General features: G+C 72.4%; 12 protein-coding genes. 10 read left to right on the top strand and 2 right to left on the bottom strand.

The features are described 5' to 3' along the window. The first annotated feature begins 27 nt into the window (after positions 1 to 27). Genes STRCI_RS04510 through STRCI_RS04475 form a run of 8 tightly spaced genes read left to right on the top strand, consistent with a single transcriptional unit; the run spans position 28 to position 12,705 of the window. Positions 28 to 564 (top strand): phage baseplate assembly protein V, encoded by a 537-nt coding sequence (locus tag STRCI_RS04510; RefSeq protein WP_269657518.1) that lies wholly within the window; start codon positions 28 to 30, stop codon positions 562 to 564. A 20-nt stretch (positions 565 to 584) separates the two neighbouring features. Beyond that, positions 585 to 923, top strand: coding sequence for a hypothetical protein (locus STRCI_RS04505; RefSeq protein ID WP_269657517.1), 339 nt, complete (start codon positions 585 to 587; stop codon positions 921 to 923). Next, the gene (locus STRCI_RS04500) at positions 920 to 1,300 is read left to right on the top strand and encodes a GPW/gp25 family protein (RefSeq protein ID WP_269657516.1); all 381 of its coding nucleotides are present in this window, start codon (positions 920 to 922) and stop codon (positions 1,298 to 1,300) included. Before STRCI_RS04505 ends, STRCI_RS04500 begins: the two co-directional genes overlap by 4 nt. Then, positions 1,297 to 4,377: a putative baseplate assembly protein gene (locus tag STRCI_RS04495; RefSeq protein ID WP_269657515.1), complete on the top strand. Its 3,081-nt coding sequence runs from the start codon at positions 1,297 to 1,299 to the stop codon at positions 4,375 to 4,377. Before STRCI_RS04500 ends, STRCI_RS04495 begins: the two co-directional genes overlap by 4 nt. Beyond that, on the top strand, positions 4,374 to 8,087 hold the full coding sequence (locus STRCI_RS04490) for a putative baseplate assembly protein (RefSeq protein ID WP_269657514.1): 3,714 nt from the start codon (positions 4,374 to 4,376) through the stop codon (positions 8,085 to 8,087). Before STRCI_RS04495 ends, STRCI_RS04490 begins: the two co-directional genes overlap by 4 nt. Then, the gene (locus tag STRCI_RS04485; RefSeq protein WP_269657513.1) at positions 8,084 to 10,210 is read left to right on the top strand and encodes a hypothetical protein; all 2,127 of its coding nucleotides are present in this window, start codon (positions 8,084 to 8,086) and stop codon (positions 10,208 to 10,210) included. The genes STRCI_RS04490 and STRCI_RS04485 overlap by 4 nt, the downstream gene beginning before the upstream one ends. A gap of 54 nt (positions 10,211 to 10,264) precedes the next feature. Then, a complete protein-coding gene (locus tag STRCI_RS04480) occupies positions 10,265 to 11,812 on the top strand; it encodes a DUF6519 domain-containing protein (RefSeq protein WP_269657512.1) in 1,548 nt (515 codons plus the stop codon). Next, positions 11,812 to 12,705, top strand: coding sequence for a peptidoglycan-binding protein (locus STRCI_RS04475; protein WP_269657511.1), 894 nt, complete (start codon positions 11,812 to 11,814; stop codon positions 12,703 to 12,705). Before STRCI_RS04480 ends, STRCI_RS04475 begins: the two co-directional genes overlap by 1 nt. A gap of 2 nt (positions 12,706 to 12,707) precedes the next feature. On the opposite strand, the gene paaK is transcribed toward STRCI_RS04475, so the two are convergent. Both paaK and paaI read right to left on the bottom strand, forming a co-directional pair. After that, complete coding sequence (gene paaK / locus STRCI_RS04470) at positions 12,708 to 14,021, bottom strand: phenylacetate--CoA ligase PaaK (RefSeq protein ID WP_269657510.1); 1,314 nt, start codon at positions 14,019 to 14,021, stop codon at positions 12,708 to 12,710. Continuing rightward, positions 14,018 to 14,443, bottom strand: a complete 426-nt coding sequence (gene paaI, locus STRCI_RS04465) for a hydroxyphenylacetyl-CoA thioesterase PaaI (protein WP_269657509.1) — start codon at positions 14,441 to 14,443, stop codon at positions 14,018 to 14,020. The genes paaK and paaI overlap by 4 nt, the downstream gene beginning before the upstream one ends. A gap of 169 nt (positions 14,444 to 14,612) precedes the next feature. Between paaI and paaA the strand changes: the two genes are divergently transcribed. Together paaA and paaB are read left to right on the top strand one after the other, a co-directional pair. Further along, positions 14,613 to 15,590 (top strand): 1,2-phenylacetyl-CoA epoxidase subunit PaaA, encoded by a 978-nt coding sequence (gene paaA, locus STRCI_RS04460; protein ID WP_269657508.1) that lies wholly within the window; start codon positions 14,613 to 14,615, stop codon positions 15,588 to 15,590. Further along, positions 15,587 to 15,877, top strand: a complete 291-nt coding sequence (gene paaB / locus STRCI_RS04455) for a 1,2-phenylacetyl-CoA epoxidase subunit PaaB (RefSeq protein ID WP_015662297.1) — start codon at positions 15,587 to 15,589, stop codon at positions 15,875 to 15,877. The genes paaA and paaB overlap by 4 nt, the downstream gene beginning before the upstream one ends. The last annotated feature ends 7 nt before the right edge of the window (positions 15,878 to 15,884 follow it).

Raw genomic sequence — 15,884 nt, 5'->3', positions numbered from 1 at the left:
CGATTCACCCCTCAGGAGCTCACCACCATGGCGGCACCCAGCAATCGCTACCTCGGCAAGTTCCGCGGCCGGGTCGTCGACAACGACGATCCGCTGCGCATCGGCCGGATCACCGTCGAGGTCCCGGACGTGCTCGGCGACGAGCCGTCCACCTGGGCGCTGCCCTGTCTGCCGTTCACCGGACCCGAGGCCGGCCAGTTCGTGGTGCCGCCGCCCGGCACCGGCGTCTGGGTCGAGTTCGAGCAGGGCGACCCCAGCTTCCCGGTGTGGACCGGCTGTTGGTACGGCGCCGCCGAGGAGCTGCCGCCCGACGCGCGCCGCGAGCTCCAGGCGAACTCACCCAGCAAGCCGGTCGTCGTGCAGACACCGGGGAACCACAAGCTCGTCATGAACGACACGCCCGGCGCCGAGCAGGGGATCCTCCTCCAGGCCCAGGGTGGCGCGTACATCCGTATCACCCAGGAAGCCGTGGTCATCGCGACCGGCGCGGGCGCCGAGGTCATCCTGCGCGGCCGTGAAGTGACCATCAACGAGGGCCAGTTGACCGTGCTCTCGAAGCGATAGAAGACGGGGGACGAACCAAGTTGTCCGGGAGTCTGCTCGACGCGGGAGCCGTGATCGGCTGCCCGCACGGCGGCCGCGCCAGCGCCGCCACCTCACCGACCGCCGCTGTGCTCGTCGACGGCCTGGCCGCCGTCACGGCCGCGCACCACTACCTCGTCACCGGCTGCCCGCACACCGTGGACGGCGTGCCCACGCCCTGCGTCGCGGTGCGCTTCAGCCCCGACGGCGGCACCGGCGTCACGGTAGCCGGCGCGCCCGTGCTGCTGGACACCTCCGCGGCCCAGTGCCTGAGCGCGGCCCTCGTCCCGCAGGGACCGCCCGTCGTCCAGGCCGCGCAGCGAAAGGTCACCGTCCGATGAGCCCACGCACCCGCAGCGATATCGCCTTCCCCTTCCGGCCCGACCGCCGAGGACGCACCGCGCACGCCACCCACGGCGAACACGTCCACGACCTCATCGAGCAACTCCTCTTCACCAGCCCCGGCGAGCGCGTCATGCGCCCCGACTTCGGCTGCGGACTGCTCGACCTGGTCTTCGCGCCCACCAGCCCGGAACTGGTCAGCACCCTCGAACTGTCCGTGCACGCCGCGCTCCAGCGCTGGCTCGGCGACCTCATCGACGTCGAGGCCCTCGACGTGATCGGCGACGACCACACCGTCCGCGTCCACCTGTCCTACGCGCTGCGCGCCACCGGCGCCCGCCGCGACGACGTCTTCGAAGGGAGGGCCGCCGCATGAGCCGCCGTACCAAGGTGCGCGCCGCCCAACTGGGCGGAGTCGACGCCGTCGAGGTCAGCGACGACGGGCTGCTGCTCACCGTCACCTTCCTCGGCAAGGCCCCGCACGGCCTCGGCCCGGAGAACGTCCGCGTCGACGGCGGCCGCCGCATCACCGGCATCACCGCCGTCGACCTCAGCGTCGAACGGGAGGAGGACCCCGAACTCGACGACCGGCTCCATGTCACCCTCGACCGCGCCGGGGACACCTCCCGCTACCGGCTCTCCCTCGTTGAGGCCGACCCCTACGGCCGCCCCGGCACGGACCCCTTCCGTGGCTTCGATCAGCGCTATCACAGCGCTGAGTTCACCTTCCTGCCCGACTGCCCGACCCCCTTCGACTGCAAGGAGGAGGAGCACGGCGACGGGGCCTTCCCGGCGGCGCCCGTCATCGACTACACGGCCCGCGACTACGACACCATCCGCAAGCTCCTGCTGGACCGGCTCGCGCTCACCACCCCCGACTGGGTCGAACGCAACCCGGCCGACCTCGGCATGACCCTGGTCGAACTGCTCGCCCACACCGGCGACCTGATCAGCTATCAGCAGGACGCGGTCGCCACCGAGGCCTACCTCGACACCGCGCGCCGCCGGGTCTCCGTACGCCGCCATGTCCGGCTCATCGACTACGCGATGCACGACGGCTGCGCGGCCCGCGCCTACGTCGCCGTGGAGACCGCGGGCGACCACACCCTCGCCCCCGGCACCTACCGCTTCGCCTCCGTCGACGTACGCACCCTCGACCCGCACGACCGCCCCGAGCCCGGCACCGTCGTCGACGAGAGCGACCTCGGCGACCTCGAGGAGCGCGGCTCGGTGGAGGTCTTCGAACCGGTCGTCACCGCCGACCCGCTCGACCTGCGCGTCGCCCACAACGCGATCCGCCTGTGGACCTGGGGAGGGGAGACGTGTTCGCTCCCCAAGGGCGCCACCGCCGCCACCCTGCGCGACGACTGGGTCGACCCGGAGACCTGCCGGGACCGCCGGCTCGACCTCCGGCCCGGGGACGTACTGATCCTGGAGGAGGTCAAGGGCCCGCGCACCGGCACTCCCGGCGACGCCGACCCCGCCCACCGCCAGGCCGTCCGCCTGGTCTCCGTCACCCCCGCCGTCGACCGCATCGAGGACCAGCCCGTGCTGGAGGTCACCTGGGCCGCCGAGGACGCCCTGCGCTTCCCGCTCTGCCTGACCACCCGCGGCGGACGTGGCTGCCTGCCCGTCGAGGACGTGACCCTGGCCCGCGGCAATGTCGTCCTCGTCGACCACGGCCGCACCCTGACCGGCCTGCCCGAGACCTTCACCGTGCCGCAGGACCCCGCCGTGGTCGCCCCCTGCGACCGGCCCGCCTTCGGCTGCTGGGACCCCGAGGAGGGCAACGCGCCCGCCCGGCTCATCAGCTCCCTGACGGAACAGACGGAATCCGGTGCGCTGTTGCGCCCGGACGACATCCGCGAGCTGTTCACCGTCGTCGGCGAACGGCCCACGACCCGGGCCGGACTCGGCCTCCAGCGCGCCGGACAGCGCCACGAACAGGTTGTCCCCGGCACCGCCTACGCCCAGGCCGCAGCCCTGCGCCGACTGCTCGCCCAGTCCGTCTACCCGGGGATCCGGCCCCGCTTCCGGCCCCTCCTCGGCCGTACCCCCGTCGCCCAGGCCGTGCCCTTCCCCGACCCCGGCACGATCGCCGCCGGACAGGCCGAGCGGATCGCCGCCATCCCCGGCCGGATCCGGCAGCGGCTGGTCGAGCTGTGGCGCAGCGCCCGCGACCGGGACGGCCTCGGCGAGGAGGAGATCACCGAACTCACCGTCGTCTACGGCCTGAAGATCCTGGAACGCCTCGAACTGCGCCGCCACCCCGAGCGCGCCCTGCGCGAACTCCTGCACCGCAGCGACCGGTTGCTCGACACCAAGCTCCGCCGCGTCAAGGTCCTCACCGCCCGCGCCCGCGCCGGAACCGTGCTCGACGCCCACATCGCCTGGGAGATCGCGCACAGTTGGGGTCCGTCGTACGCGGCCGGACTCCACCCCGGCGAGCCCGTGCTGCGCGGCTCCGCGACCGCCGCGCTCGCCCAGGACCCGCGCCAGGCCCTGCCCGCCGTACGGCTGCACGAGGAGGACCTGGTGTGGCGGCCGCGCCGTGACCTGCTCGACTGCGGGTCCCGTGACCGGTACTTCGTCGGGGAGTTGGAGGACGACGGCCGGCTCGCCCTGCGCTTCGGTGACGGGCGGCACGGCGCGCGGCCCACTCCGGGCGCCCGGCTCACCGCGGTGTACCGGCTCGGCGGCGGCACCGCGGGCAATGTCGGCGCCGAGGCCATCAACCACCTCGTCGTCGCCCGCGACTGCGAGCACCCGCCCGCCGCCGTGGTCCGCAACCCGCTGCCCGCCACCGGCGGCAGCGACCCCGAACCCCTGGAGCAGGTGCGCCAGTTGGCCCCGCTCGACCTGCGCCGCACCCGGCTGCGCGCGGTCACCGCCGAGGACTACGCGACCCTCGCCGGCGCCCTGCCCGGCGTCCAGCGCGCCGCCGCCGAACTCCGCTGGACCGGCAGCGTCCAGGAGGCGCACATCGCCGTCGACGCCCTCGGCAGCGGCGCGCCGACACCGGAACTGCTCGACGCGGTCACCCAGGCCCTGGAGGCGTACCGGCGCATCGGCCACGACCTCGTCGTCGGCCCCGCCCGGCTCGTCCCGCTGGACATCGCGCTCACCGTGTGCGCGCTGCCCGGTCACCAGCACGGGCAGATCCTGGCCGAGCTGTACCGCGTGCTCGGCGCGGGCCGGGGCGGCTTCTTCCACCCGGACACCCAGACCTTCGGCGAGCCCGTCCGGCTCAGCCGACTGGTCGCCGTCGCGGCGGCCGTGCCCGGCGTGGAGAGCGTCCAAGTGACCCGGCTGCAAAGGCTGTTCGAGCAGGACCGTGGAGAGAGGGAGGACGGTGTGCTGCGGCTCGGCCCGCTGGAGATCGCCACCTGTGACAACAACCCCGACTGGCCCGAGAACGGCCGACTGGCGATATCCCTGGGAGGCGCCCGATGAGCCAGGCCTGTTCCTGCGGCGGCGCGTGCGGCGGCCACGACGAGCGCCTTGCCCCCGCCCCGCTCCACAACCCGCCCGGCCGCACCGCGCTCGACTACCGCGTCGGCGACTACGGCTCCTTCCTGACCGCCCTCCTCGACCGCCTTGCCTCACCGGCGTACCCCGCGCTCGACGGGCTCACCGTGCGCACCCCCGATGACCCGGCGATCGGCCTGCTCGACGCCACCGCGGTCCTCGGTGACCTGCTCACCTTCCACTCCGAGCGGATCGCCGACGAGGCGTATCTCCGTACGGCGAACGAGCACCGTTCGCTGGCGCTGCTCGGGCGGCTCGTCGGGCACCGGGCGCGGCCCGGGGTGGCCGCGGACACGTATCTGGCGTACACGCTGGAACGAGACGCTCGTGCCGAGGCGCTGCCGGTTGTCATTCCGCGCGGGGCCCGGAGCCACAGTGTTCCCGCGTCCGCCGACGAGCAGTCCCAGACCTTCGAGACCAGCCGTGACCTCACGGCTCGCTGGGACTTCAACGAGCTGAAGGTGCGTCGCCGTCGGCCGTCGCCGCTGTCGCCCTCTGATCTGGAGCGGCGGTCCGAGATCTTCGTCGAGGGGACCGCGAACTCCCTGCAGGCCGGGGATCAGTTGCTCTTCGTCTTCGGGGAGCAGGCGGGCGGGGAGCGGGTGTTGCTTCCGGTCGCGAAGGCGCGGGTGGACCGGGACGACGAGATCACGGCGATCTCTCTGCCGAAGTCTCCTCCGCCTACCTTGAAGGAACTCGTCGATGAAGTGCGGCGGCGGATCGCGGATGAGGGGCGTCCGGTCAGTCGGCTGATCGAGGACTTCGAGGATCAGGTGCTGGCGCCCCTGCGGGGTGACCTGGACGGGGTCACCAGTCCTGAGGGGCTTGCGGCTCGGCTTGTCGAGCCTGTTGCACGGTTGGGTGAGGCTCAGGTGTTGGCGGCTCCTCATGAGGAGGTGGCCGCCTGGTTCGAGCAGTTGGAAGCGGTGCTTGCGGAACTCGGTGAGCGGGCGCTTGAGTTGGCGCCTGCGCAGAGTGATTCGTCTGCGGCGCCGCGGGGGCTGGTCGCGCCCGCGCGGCGGAGCCGCACAATGTCACGCCCCGCGCACCTGGAGGGAGATTCGCGGGCCGCTGCCTATCAGGCGCTCAGCGCCCTTCTCCCCGCCCTTCGTGCTACCCCTGGTTCCTCCAGCCCCGCCCGTCCCGGTGCCGACCCCGTCGGGCTCCTCGCTGCGCTGCACCCCACGCTGCACGCCGCCCTGCGCAAGGCCGCCTCCCCCACCACCCCCAACCTCCTCCGCGAACTCCTCGCCCTGCGTGTCACCGCCGCCCCCTTCGGGGCCACGGCGCCGCTCAAGCCCGTTCAGGACGAGCGGGGGCGGGTCATCCGTACCGCCGACTGGCCGCTCACCGGGGCCGTGTTGGCGAGCATGCGCGTCGTGTTCGATCCGGCGGGCAAGGTGCCGGTGCGGGCCGAATTCCAGTACGTCGAGGGCAGCGGATCGGACCAGCGCAGCGAGAATCTGCCGGTTGCCCAGCCGGTGCGGTTCCCGCTCGGCGCCGGGCAGGTCGAGCTGTCCGTTCGCTCCGGGCAGGACCGGGATCTGAACTGGCTGAACCGCAGGCCCGCCGACTCCCAGGAGCCGGGGGTCACGGCCCGCTTCCACTCGGGGCTGCCCGAGCGGACCTTGTTCGTGTCCCGTCCCGGTGAGGACGGGGTGATCCAGGTCGGTATCCACAACGGCACCGCCCAGCAGATCCCCGTACGCCCTGGCGCCGACGAGCAGTTCACGCACGGCGACTACGAGGTCAGCGTTCGGTACACGGTGGGCAGCACCGAGCCCAACGTCGAGGTCGTCATCGCCTCCAAGCCGGAACCCGTCAACCGCCGGATCCTCCAGCTCGACACCGTGCACGCCGGGATCACCGTCGGTAGCTGGGTGGCGATCCAGCGCCCGGCGAAGGGCAAGGGCGTACCCGGTGACGCCAAGCTGGCCTTCGTCACCACGCAGGTGGTCGCGGCCCGTACGGCGGCGTACACCAACTACGGCATCACCGGCCGGGGCACCGAACTCACCCTCGCCGACCCGTGGCTGGACGAGTTCGACGCGCTGCTCTCGCACATCCGGGACACGACCGTGCACGCGGCGGGGGAGGCGCTTCGCCTGGCCGACGAACCCCTCGGCGAGGACGTGCACGGCGACGAGATCGAACTCGCCGAACTGTACGACGGGTTGCGGCCCGGCCGCACGCTGATCGTCACCGGTGAGCGGAGCGACATCCCCGGCACGGCAGGTGTCGCGGCCACCGAGGCCGTCACCGTCGCCACGGCCGACCCGGCCGTCGATCCCCAACTCCCCGGCGACCGGCTGCACACCCGGCTCACCCTCACCACCCGCCTCGCCCACCGCTACCGCCGGGACAGCGTGCGGATCCTCGGCAACGTCGTCGAGGCCACCCACGGCGAGAGCCGCGAGGAGGCCATCGGCAGCGGCGACTCCGACCGCGTGAACCAGACCTTCGCGCTGTGGCAGTCCCCGCTCACCTGGCTCGCCGCCGACAACCCCCTCGGCGCCACCGCGGTGCTGGAGATCCGGGTCGACGGCGTCCGCTGGCACGAGGTCGACAGCCTCGCCGGACGCGGTCCCACCGAGCGTGTGTACATCACCGGCTCCACCGCTGACGGCCGTACGACGGTGACCTTCGGCGACGGTGTGCACGGCGCGCGGCTGCCCTCCGGGCACGAGAACGTGCGCGCCCGCTACCGCTTCGGCACCGGCAAGGCCGCCAACGTCGCCGCCGACCGGATCACCCAGCCGCTCACCCGGCCGCTCGGCGTCACCCGGGTCACCAACCCCCTGCCCGCGAAGGGCGGTTCGGACGCGGACGGACCCGGGCTCACCCGGCGCACGATCCCGCTCGCCGTGTCCGCCCTGGACCGGCTGGTGTCGCCCGCCGACTACGAGGACTTCGCCCGTTCCCGCGCCGGAATCGGCCGGGCCACCGCGCGCGAACTCTTCGACGGCCGGCGCCGCGTCCTGCACGTCACGGTGGCCGGTGCCGACGACGTACCGCTGGACGGCTCGGACACCCTGGACGCCCTGCGCGGCGCGCTCACCGAGTACGGCGACCCGGGCCTCCCGGTGCGCGTGGACGCCCGCGAGCTGGTGCTGCTGCTCCTTGACGCCCGGGTGAAGGTGGCCCCGGACCATGCCTGGGAGACCGTCGAACCCCGGCTGCGCCAGGCGCTGTTGCGCCGACTCGGTTACGAGGGACGCGAGTTGGGGCGGCCCGCCCGGCTCTCCGAGGTGCTGGCCACGGCGCACTCCGTGCCCGGCGTCGACTATGTGGACGTCGACGTCTTCACCGGCGTCCCCGCCTCCGCAACCCCCGAGGAACTCACCGGCATCCTCACCGACCCCGGCCCGCCCAGGGCCTCGGTCCCGGCGCACCCGGCGACGTACGAGGAGAAGGTCCACACCGTCCGCGCCGAGGGCGGCGAGACGCTGTCGGAGATCTCCGGCCGCTACGGCCTCCCGCTCGCCGAACTCCTGCGCCTCAACCCCGACATCACCGTCACCCGGCGCCTGCCCCAGGGCCGCACGGTGTTCGTCTTCCGCGGTATCCGCCCCGCCCAGCTCGCCCTGCTGGCGCCGAAGGCCGCGGACACCCTGATCCTGACGGAGGTCAAGTGATACCCCGCGACGTCCAGTCCGAGCCGGCGGTGTCCGCGGAGCCCGACGCCCTGGCCGCGCTGCTGCCCCGCTGGCACCTGCTGCGGGACGCCGAGGAGGGCGGCGCGCTGCGCGAGCTGCTCGCGGTCATGGCCGAACAGCTCGACCGGGTCCGCGACGGGGTCGAGCAGGGCTACGAGGACCTGTTCGTGGAGACCGCGGCGCCCTGGGTGCTGCCGTACCTGGGCGATCTGGTCGGCTACCGCACCCTGCCCGGGTACGAGCGCGTCCTGACCACCGGCCTGCACGACGGCGGCCGCGCCGCGCTCGCCCAGGCCGTCGCCCCGCGCGCGGACGTGGCGGCGACCGTCGGCAACCGGCGCCGCAAGGGGACCCCGCATCTGCTGGAGGAGATCTCCGAGCAGGTCGCCGGCTGGCCCGCCCGCGCCGTGGAGCTGTCCCGGCTGGTCGCCCACCACCAGTCGGTGAAGCTCCACCGGGACACCGGCCGGGGCCGCCTCCTCGACCTGCGCGACAACTCCGCCCTCGATCTCGCGGGCGGCCCCTTCGGCACGACGGCCCGCACGGTCGACGTCCGCCGGGCCGACTCCGCCCAGCGGCAAGGCGGGTTGACTCCGGCCGGAGTGGCGCTGTTCGTCTGGCGGCTCAAGGCGCACTCGCTGACCTCGTCCCCGGCGTACTGCATCGACCGCGCCCGCAACCTCTACACCTTCTCGATCCTCGGCAACGACACCCCGCTGGTCACCAAGCCCTTCCCGGAACCGTCGCCCACCCACATCGCGACGATCGACAACGTCCCGGCGTTCGTCCGCCGCCGCCGGCTCCACGACCGGCTGCTGGACTACTACGGCCCCGGCAAGAGCTTCGTCATCCGGCGCGACGGCGAGGACCAGCCCGTACCGCCCGCCGACATCGTGGTCACCGACCTCTCGGACTGGCGCTACCGGCCCAAGCGCGGACAGGTGGCCGTCGACCCCGAGCTGGGCCGCATCGCCTTCGGCTCGCGGACCGCGCCCCGGCAGGGAGTCTGGGTGGACTACCACTACGCGTCCGCCGCCGACATGGGCGGCGGCGAGTACGACCGCCACGACCGCGTGCCGCGTCCCGACGCCGACGTCTACCGGGTCGGGCCGGGACAGCCGTACCGGCAGATCATGGACGCCTACCGGGCCTGGCAGAGCGAACGCGGGCCGGACCGGGCGGGCGTCATCGAGATCACCCACAGCGGCGCCTACCAGGAACAGCTCGACTTCGACCTCGACCCGGGCGACCGCCTCGAACTGCGGGCGGCGGAGGGCACCCGGCCGGTGATCCGCCTGCTCGACTGGTACAGCAACCGGCCCGATGCCCTCAACATCCGTGCGGTGGACGACAGTTGTGCCCCGCACGAGCGGCCGCGGATCACCCTCGACGGACTCCTCGTCGCCGGGCGCGGCATCAACGTCACCGGGCCCATGGGCGCCGTCGTCCTACGGCACTCCACTCTCGTCCCCGGCTGGTCGCTGGAACCGGAGTGCGACCCGCACTCGCCGGAGGAGCCCAGCATCGTCCTGGAGCGCACCACCGCCTGCCTCCAGGTCGAGCACAGCGTCCTCGGCACCATCGAGGTCATCGGCGACGAGGTGAGCGAGGACCCCCTCGACATCCATCTGCGCGACAGCGTCCTCGACGCCACCGGCCACGACCGCGAGGCCCTCTCCGCCCCGGACTGCCGCCACGCCCATGCGGTCCTCCATCTGCACCGCACCACCGTCATCGGCGAGATCCACACCCACGCCGTGCGGATCGCCGAGAACTCGATCCTCACCGGCCGCCTCCACGTCGCCCGCCGCGGCATCGGCTGCCTGCGCCACTCCTACGTCCCCGCCGGTTCCCGTACGCCGCGCAGGTTCCGCTGCGTCACGGACGTACGGCCGCTGTTCGCGTCCGAGCGCTACGGCACGCCCTGGTACGGGCTGCTCGCGGACCGGTGCCCGCAGGAGATCCGGCGCGGCGCGGACGACGGGGCCGAGCTGGGCTCCTTCCACGATCTGTACCGGCCGCAGCGTGAGGACGGACTGCGGGCCAGGCTCGCCGAGTACACCCCGGCCGGCGCGGACGCCGGGATCTACTTCGCGACGTGAGCCGCACCGCCACCGACTTGAACCGCACCTTCCCGAACCAGGGGGACCCCCTTCATGCACGCTGACCTCTCCCGTCTCACGTTCCGGCCGGAACGGCACTACTCGGCGGTCATCGCCCAGCAGGGCCGCGTCCAGCTCGACGCCGACACCAACGAGCAGACCGCGATCCAGCTCCACCAGGCCCGCACCCTCGCCGCCGACCTGATCGGACGGCACGGCGGCCCGCGCGACGCCACCGGGTTCCGCATCGAGTACGTGGGCGGACGGCACGAGATCGACACCCTGTTCGTCCACGGCGGCCGCTACTACGTCGACGGCATCCTGTGCGACGCCGACCGCCCGGCGCCCGGGATCCCGGTGCCCGACGAGGACACCGACGTGCAGGACAGCACCGAGCCGCCCGCGCACTGGACGTACTGGGACCAGCCCGACGCCCACCTCGACCCCGAGCGCCCCGGCGACCGGCTGCCCTCGCCCGCCCAGGCCCCCTTCGTCGTCTACCTGAAGGTGTGGGAGCGCGCGGTGAGCGCCGCCGAGGACCCGGCGCTGCGCGAGGTCGCGCTCGGCGCCTCGCTGCCGGACACCGCCGCCCGCGTCAAGGTCGTCTGGCAGGTGCTGCCGCTGTCGCTGACCGCGCTGGGAATCGAGGACGCCGAACCGTCCAAGGAGGTCGTGCGCGCCGCGTTCGACCGGTGGGCCGCACGGCAGGCCGCCCCCTCGGCCCGGCTCGCCGCCCGCAGCGAACGGCCCGACCACGCCGACGAGGACCCGTGCCTGGTCAAGCCGGACGCCCGCTACCGCGGCCCGGAGAACCAGCTCTACCGCGTCGAGATCCACGCGGGCGGCGCGGCCGAGGAGGCCACCTTCAAGTGGTCCAGGGAGAACGGCTCGGTGGTCTTCCCCGTCGACGAACTCGACGGCACCTGGGTGCAGTTGGCGTCCCTCGGGCACGACACCAAGCTGGACCTCGACGTCGGTGACCTCGTCGAGCTCACGGACACCGCCCACGCCTCCCGGCTCGCGGCCCGGCCGCTCCTGCGTGTCGAGGAACTGGACCTGCCGGGCCGTCGTGTCCGCCTCTCCGCCGAACCGGATCCCGGCGTCGGCAGGTTGCCCCACCTGAACCCGTTCCTGCGCCGCTGGGACCATCACGAGGGGCCGAAGCGCAAGGGCCGTACGACCGCACTGCGCGGCGGCGCCGTGCCCGTCGCGGAGGGGGAGTGGCTGCCGCTGGAGGACGGCGTGGAGGTCTACTTCGCCAAGGACGGCGCCTACCGCACCGGCGACCACTGGATCATCCCCGCCCGCACTGCCACCGGCAGCGTCGAGTGGCCCGTCGACCCGGCCCGCCGCCCGCTGCTCCGGGCGCCCGCCGGCATCGCCCGCCACTTCGCGCCCCTCGCCCTGGTCAAGGGCGAGTACGGCGCCGTCGATCTGCGGCTCGCCTTCGGCCCGCTGGCCAGCAGCGTCCCCGCGGCGGACGAGGCCACGCTCGTGGCGGAGGAACAGGCACGCCGTGAGGAACAGGCCGCCGAGGACCCCTCCGGCGGACGGTCCGACACGACGGCCGACGCCGAGGCCGCGGCGGAAGGAGACAAGTGATGGCCAAGCCGCTGAGCGCGTCCAAGCTGGTGGAGATCCTGCGCGCCGAGGGCCTGACGGTCCACGAGGTGCGCAGCTGGCGCTCCCACAACCGCAACAGCAAGGGCCCCTGGGGCCCGGTGAACGGCGTGATGATCCACCACACCGTCACCTCCGGCACCAACGCCTCGGTCGATATCTGCTACGACGGCTACTCCGGCCTGCCCGGACCGCTGTGCCACGGCGTCATCGACAAGAAGGGCCATGTCCACCTCGTCGGCAACGGCCGCGCCAACCACGCTGGGCTCGGCGACAGCGACGTACTGCGCGCCGTGGTCAACGAATCGCGGCTGCCCGCCGACAACGAGGCCGACACCGACGGCAACCGGCACTTCTACGGCTTCGAGTGCGTCAACCTCGGTGACGGCAGGGACCCTTGGCCCGACGCGCAGAAGGAGGCCATCGAGAAGGCGGCCGCCGCGATCTGCCGCCACCACGGCTGGAGCGAGCGGTCCGTCATCGGGCACAAGGAGTGGCAGCCGGGCAAGCAGGACCCGCGCGGCTTCACGATGGACGGCATGCGCAAGCGGATCGCCCAGCGCCTGGGCGGCAAGGTCCCGACTCCGTCTCCCGATCCCAAGCCCGCGCCGCCCAAGCCGTCGTTCGAGCCCTTCCCCGGCAGCGGCTTCTTCCACATCGGGCAGAAGTCGCAGGTGATCACGGCGATGGGGCGCCGACTCGTCGCCGAGGGGTGCGGCCGGTACGAGGAGGGCCCCGGTCCGGAGTGGACCGAGGCCGACCGTCGCTCCTACGCCGTCTGGCAGCAGAAGCAGGGCTTCAAGGGCAAGGACGCCGACGGCATCCCGGGGCGGGTGACCTGGGAGCGGCTGAAGGTGCCCAACGGCCCCAACTGAGCCTATTTCTGCCGGAGATCCTTGACGCGCTTGAGCTTGCCGAGGGAGCGCTCCAGGGTCTCCGGCTCGACGATCTCCACCTCGACGCTGACCCCGACGCCGTCCTTCACGCCCTGCGCGATGGCCCGTGCCGCCTCCTGCCGCTGCTCGGGCCCCGCGTCGGGGCGGGACTCCACCCGGACGGTGAGGTGGTCCATGCGGCCGCGCCGGGTGAGCTGGATCTGGAAGTGCGGGGCGACGGCGGGCGTGCGCAGCACGATCTCCTCGATCTGGGTCGGGAAGACGTTCACCCCACGCAGGATGATCATGTCGTCGCAGCGTCCGGTGACCTTCCGCATCCGGCGGAAGGCGGGCCGCGCGGTGCCCGGCAGCAGCCGGGTCAGATCACGGGTACGGTACCGGATGATCGGCAGCGCCTCCTTGGTGAGCGAGGTGAACACCACCTCGCCCTCCTCGCCCTCGGCGATGATCTCGTCGGTGATCGGGTCGACGACCTCCGGGTAGAAGTGGTCCTCCCAGATGTGCAGCCCGTCCTTGGTCTCCACGCACTCCTGCGCCACCCCGGGGCCGATCACCTCGGACAGGCCGTATATGTCCACGGCGTGGATCGCGGTGCGCTCCTCGATCTCGCGCCGCATCTCCTCCGTCCACGGTTCGGCCCCGAAGATGCCCACCTCCAGCGAGGTCTCCCGCGGATCGACGCCCTGCTTCTCGAACTCGTCGAGCAGGGTGAGCATGTAGGACGGCGTGACCATGATGATCTCGGGCCGGAAGTCCTGGATGATCTGCACCTGGCGTGCGGTCATCCCGCCGGACGCGGGGATCACCGTGCACCCCGCCCGCTCGGCGCCGTAGTGCGCGCCGAGTCCGCCGGTGAACAGGCCGTAGCCGTAGGAGATGTGCACCTTGTGGCCGGGGCGGCCGCCGGCGGCGCGGATCGAGCGGGCGACCACGTCCGACCACATCGAGATGTCGTTGTCGGTGTACCCGACGACCGTGGGGCGGCCGGTGGTGCCGCTGGAGGCGTGCACGCGCCGCACCTCGGACATCGGGACCGCGAACATGCCGAAGGGGTAGGTGTCCCGCAGGTCGGCCTTGGTGGTGAAGGGGAACCGGGCGAGGTCCTCCAGCGTGCGGCAGTCGTCCGGGCCGACACCGGCCGCGTCGAACTTCCTGCGGTACAGCTCCACGTTCTCGTAGGCGTGCCGGAGCGTGTGCCGCAGCCGGTCGAGCTGGAGCTCCCTGAGGTGCTCGCGGGTCAGCCGCTCCGCGTCGTCCAGCAGATCACGCGGGAGGGGCTCGGCCAGGTTGCTCATCGCGACTCCTTCGGCGCTTCACCGGTCCTGCGTCCGACGCTGCGGCTGCGGCCGCGGAACTCCGCCATGACCTCGTCGCCGCGCGTGACGCTCACGTCGTAGATACCACTGCGGCCGAACCGGGTCCGCTCCTCGGCGCGCGCCACCAGCACGTCGCCCTCGTGGGCCGGGGCGACGAAGGTGATGTCGGCGCCCGCCGCGACGGTCATCGAGCCATGGCTTTGGCAGGCACAGGCGAAGGCGGAGTCCGCCAGCAGGAACACATAGCCGCCATGGGCGATGCCGTGGCCGTTCACCATGGCCGGGGTCACGGTCATGCGGAGCACCGCCATGCCCTCACCGTGCTCCAGCAGCTCGATCCCGAGATTCCGGGAGGCCTCGTCCGCGGCGAACATCGCCTCCGCGGGGTGTGCCGTGGTCATCTCCACCACCAGTCCCTACCGACCATTCGGTTTGCATCCGCCTCCGGCCAAACAATCAGCCGGGCCGCCGCCTGTCAAGGGTGGTCCCGTGGCCGTGCGGGTCTTGCCGGAGGCGCGAAAACGCGTCACACTGATACCGAACGAATGGTCGGTTGGGAAGCTGGTGCTGATGACCACGACACACCTCGCCGAGGACTCGCCCCCGGAGCCCTCGCAGGCGCTCCAGGAGCACTTCGATGCGACGATCGCGCACGACCAGCGCATCGAGCCGCGTGACTGGATGCCCGAGGGCTACCGCAAGACGCTCGTGCGTCAGATCGCGCAGCACGCCCACTCGGAGATCATCGGGATGCAGCCCGAGGGCGAGTGGATCACCCGTGCGCCGTCGCTGCGGCGCAAGGCCATCCTGTTCGCCAAGGTGCAGGACGAGGCCGGGCACGGGCTGTACCTGTACTCGGCGGCGGAGACCCTCGGCGCGGACCGCGCGGACCTCACCGACCGGCTGATCGAGGGCCGCCAGAAGTACTCGTCGATCTTCAACTACCCGACGCTGAGCTTCGCCGACGTCGGCGTGATCGGCTGGTTCGTGGACGGCGCCGCGATCTGCAACCAGGTCCCGCTGTGCCGCAGCTCCTACGGCCCCTACGCGCGGGCGATGGTGCGGATCTGCAAGGAGGAGTCCTTCCACCAGCGGCAGGGCTACGAACTGCTGATGACCATGATGCGCGGCACCGAATCCCAGCGCGAGATGGTGCAGGACGCGGTGAACCGCTGGTGGTGGCCGTCGCTGATGATGTTCGGCCCGCCCGACGACGCCTCCCCCAACTCGGCGCAGTCGATGGCCTGGAAGATCAAGCGGCACAGCAACGACGAACTGCGCCAGCGCTTCGTCGACATGACCGTCCCGCAGGCCGAGAAGCTCGGCGTCACGCTGCCCGACCCGGACCTGGAGTGGAACGCCGAGCGCGGCCGGCACGACTTCGGCACCCCCGACTGGGACGAGCTGATGCAGGTCATCAAGGGCGGCGGCCCCTGCAACGCCCAGCGGATGGAACGGCGCAGAAGCGCCCACGAGGATGGCGCCTGGGTGCGCGAGGCGGCCACCGCCCACGCGGCCAAGCGGGCCCGGAAGGAACCGTCGGCATGAGCAACACCGAGAGCTGGCCCCTGTACGAGGTCTTCGTACGCGGCAAGCGCGGCCTGAACCACGTCCACGTGGGCTCGCTGCACGCCGCCGACGACACGATGGCCCTCACCCACGCCCGCGACCTGTACACCCGGCGCAACGAGGGCGTGTCGATCTGGGTCGTCCGCTCCGAGCACATCGCCGCCTCCACCCGGGACGAGAAGGACCCCTTCTTCGCCCCCAGCGCGGACAAGGTCTACCGCCACCCGACGTTCTACGACATCCCCGACGATGTCCCGCACATTTAGGAGCCGG

Origin of the sequence: Streptomyces cinnabarinus (genome assembly GCF_027270315.1) — a bacterium.
Lineage (GTDB): Bacteria > Actinomycetota > Actinomycetes > Streptomycetales > Streptomycetaceae > Streptomyces > Streptomyces cinnabarinus.
This window is presented reverse-complemented; position numbering and strand designations above follow the sequence as displayed.

Excerpts from the sequence above, each read along its gene's own strand:
- STRCI_RS04510 (WP_269657518.1), top strand. The coding sequence starts at position 28 with ATGGCGGCACCCAGCAATCGCTACCTCGGCAAGTTCCGCGGCCGGGTC.
- STRCI_RS04500 (WP_269657516.1), top strand. The coding sequence starts at position 920 with ATGAGCCCACGCACCCGCAGCGATATCGCCTTCCCCTTCCGGCCCGAC.
- STRCI_RS04495 (WP_269657515.1), top strand. The coding sequence starts at position 1,297 with ATGAGCCGCCGTACCAAGGTGCGCGCCGCCCAACTGGGCGGAGTCGAC.
- STRCI_RS04490 (WP_269657514.1), top strand. The coding sequence starts at position 4,374 with ATGAGCCAGGCCTGTTCCTGCGGCGGCGCGTGCGGCGGCCACGACGAG.
- STRCI_RS04480 (WP_269657512.1), top strand. The coding sequence starts at position 10,265 with ATGCACGCTGACCTCTCCCGTCTCACGTTCCGGCCGGAACGGCACTAC.
- STRCI_RS04475 (WP_269657511.1), top strand. The coding sequence starts at position 11,812 with ATGGCCAAGCCGCTGAGCGCGTCCAAGCTGGTGGAGATCCTGCGCGCC.
- paaK (WP_269657510.1), bottom strand. The coding sequence starts at position 14,021 with ATGAGCAACCTGGCCGAGCCCCTCCCGCGTGATCTGCTGGACGACGCG.
- paaI (WP_269657509.1), bottom strand. The coding sequence starts at position 14,443 with ATGACCACGGCACACCCCGCGGAGGCGATGTTCGCCGCGGACGAGGCC.
- paaA (WP_269657508.1), top strand. The coding sequence starts at position 14,613 with ATGACCACGACACACCTCGCCGAGGACTCGCCCCCGGAGCCCTCGCAG.
- paaB (WP_015662297.1), top strand. The coding sequence starts at position 15,587 with ATGAGCAACACCGAGAGCTGGCCCCTGTACGAGGTCTTCGTACGCGGC.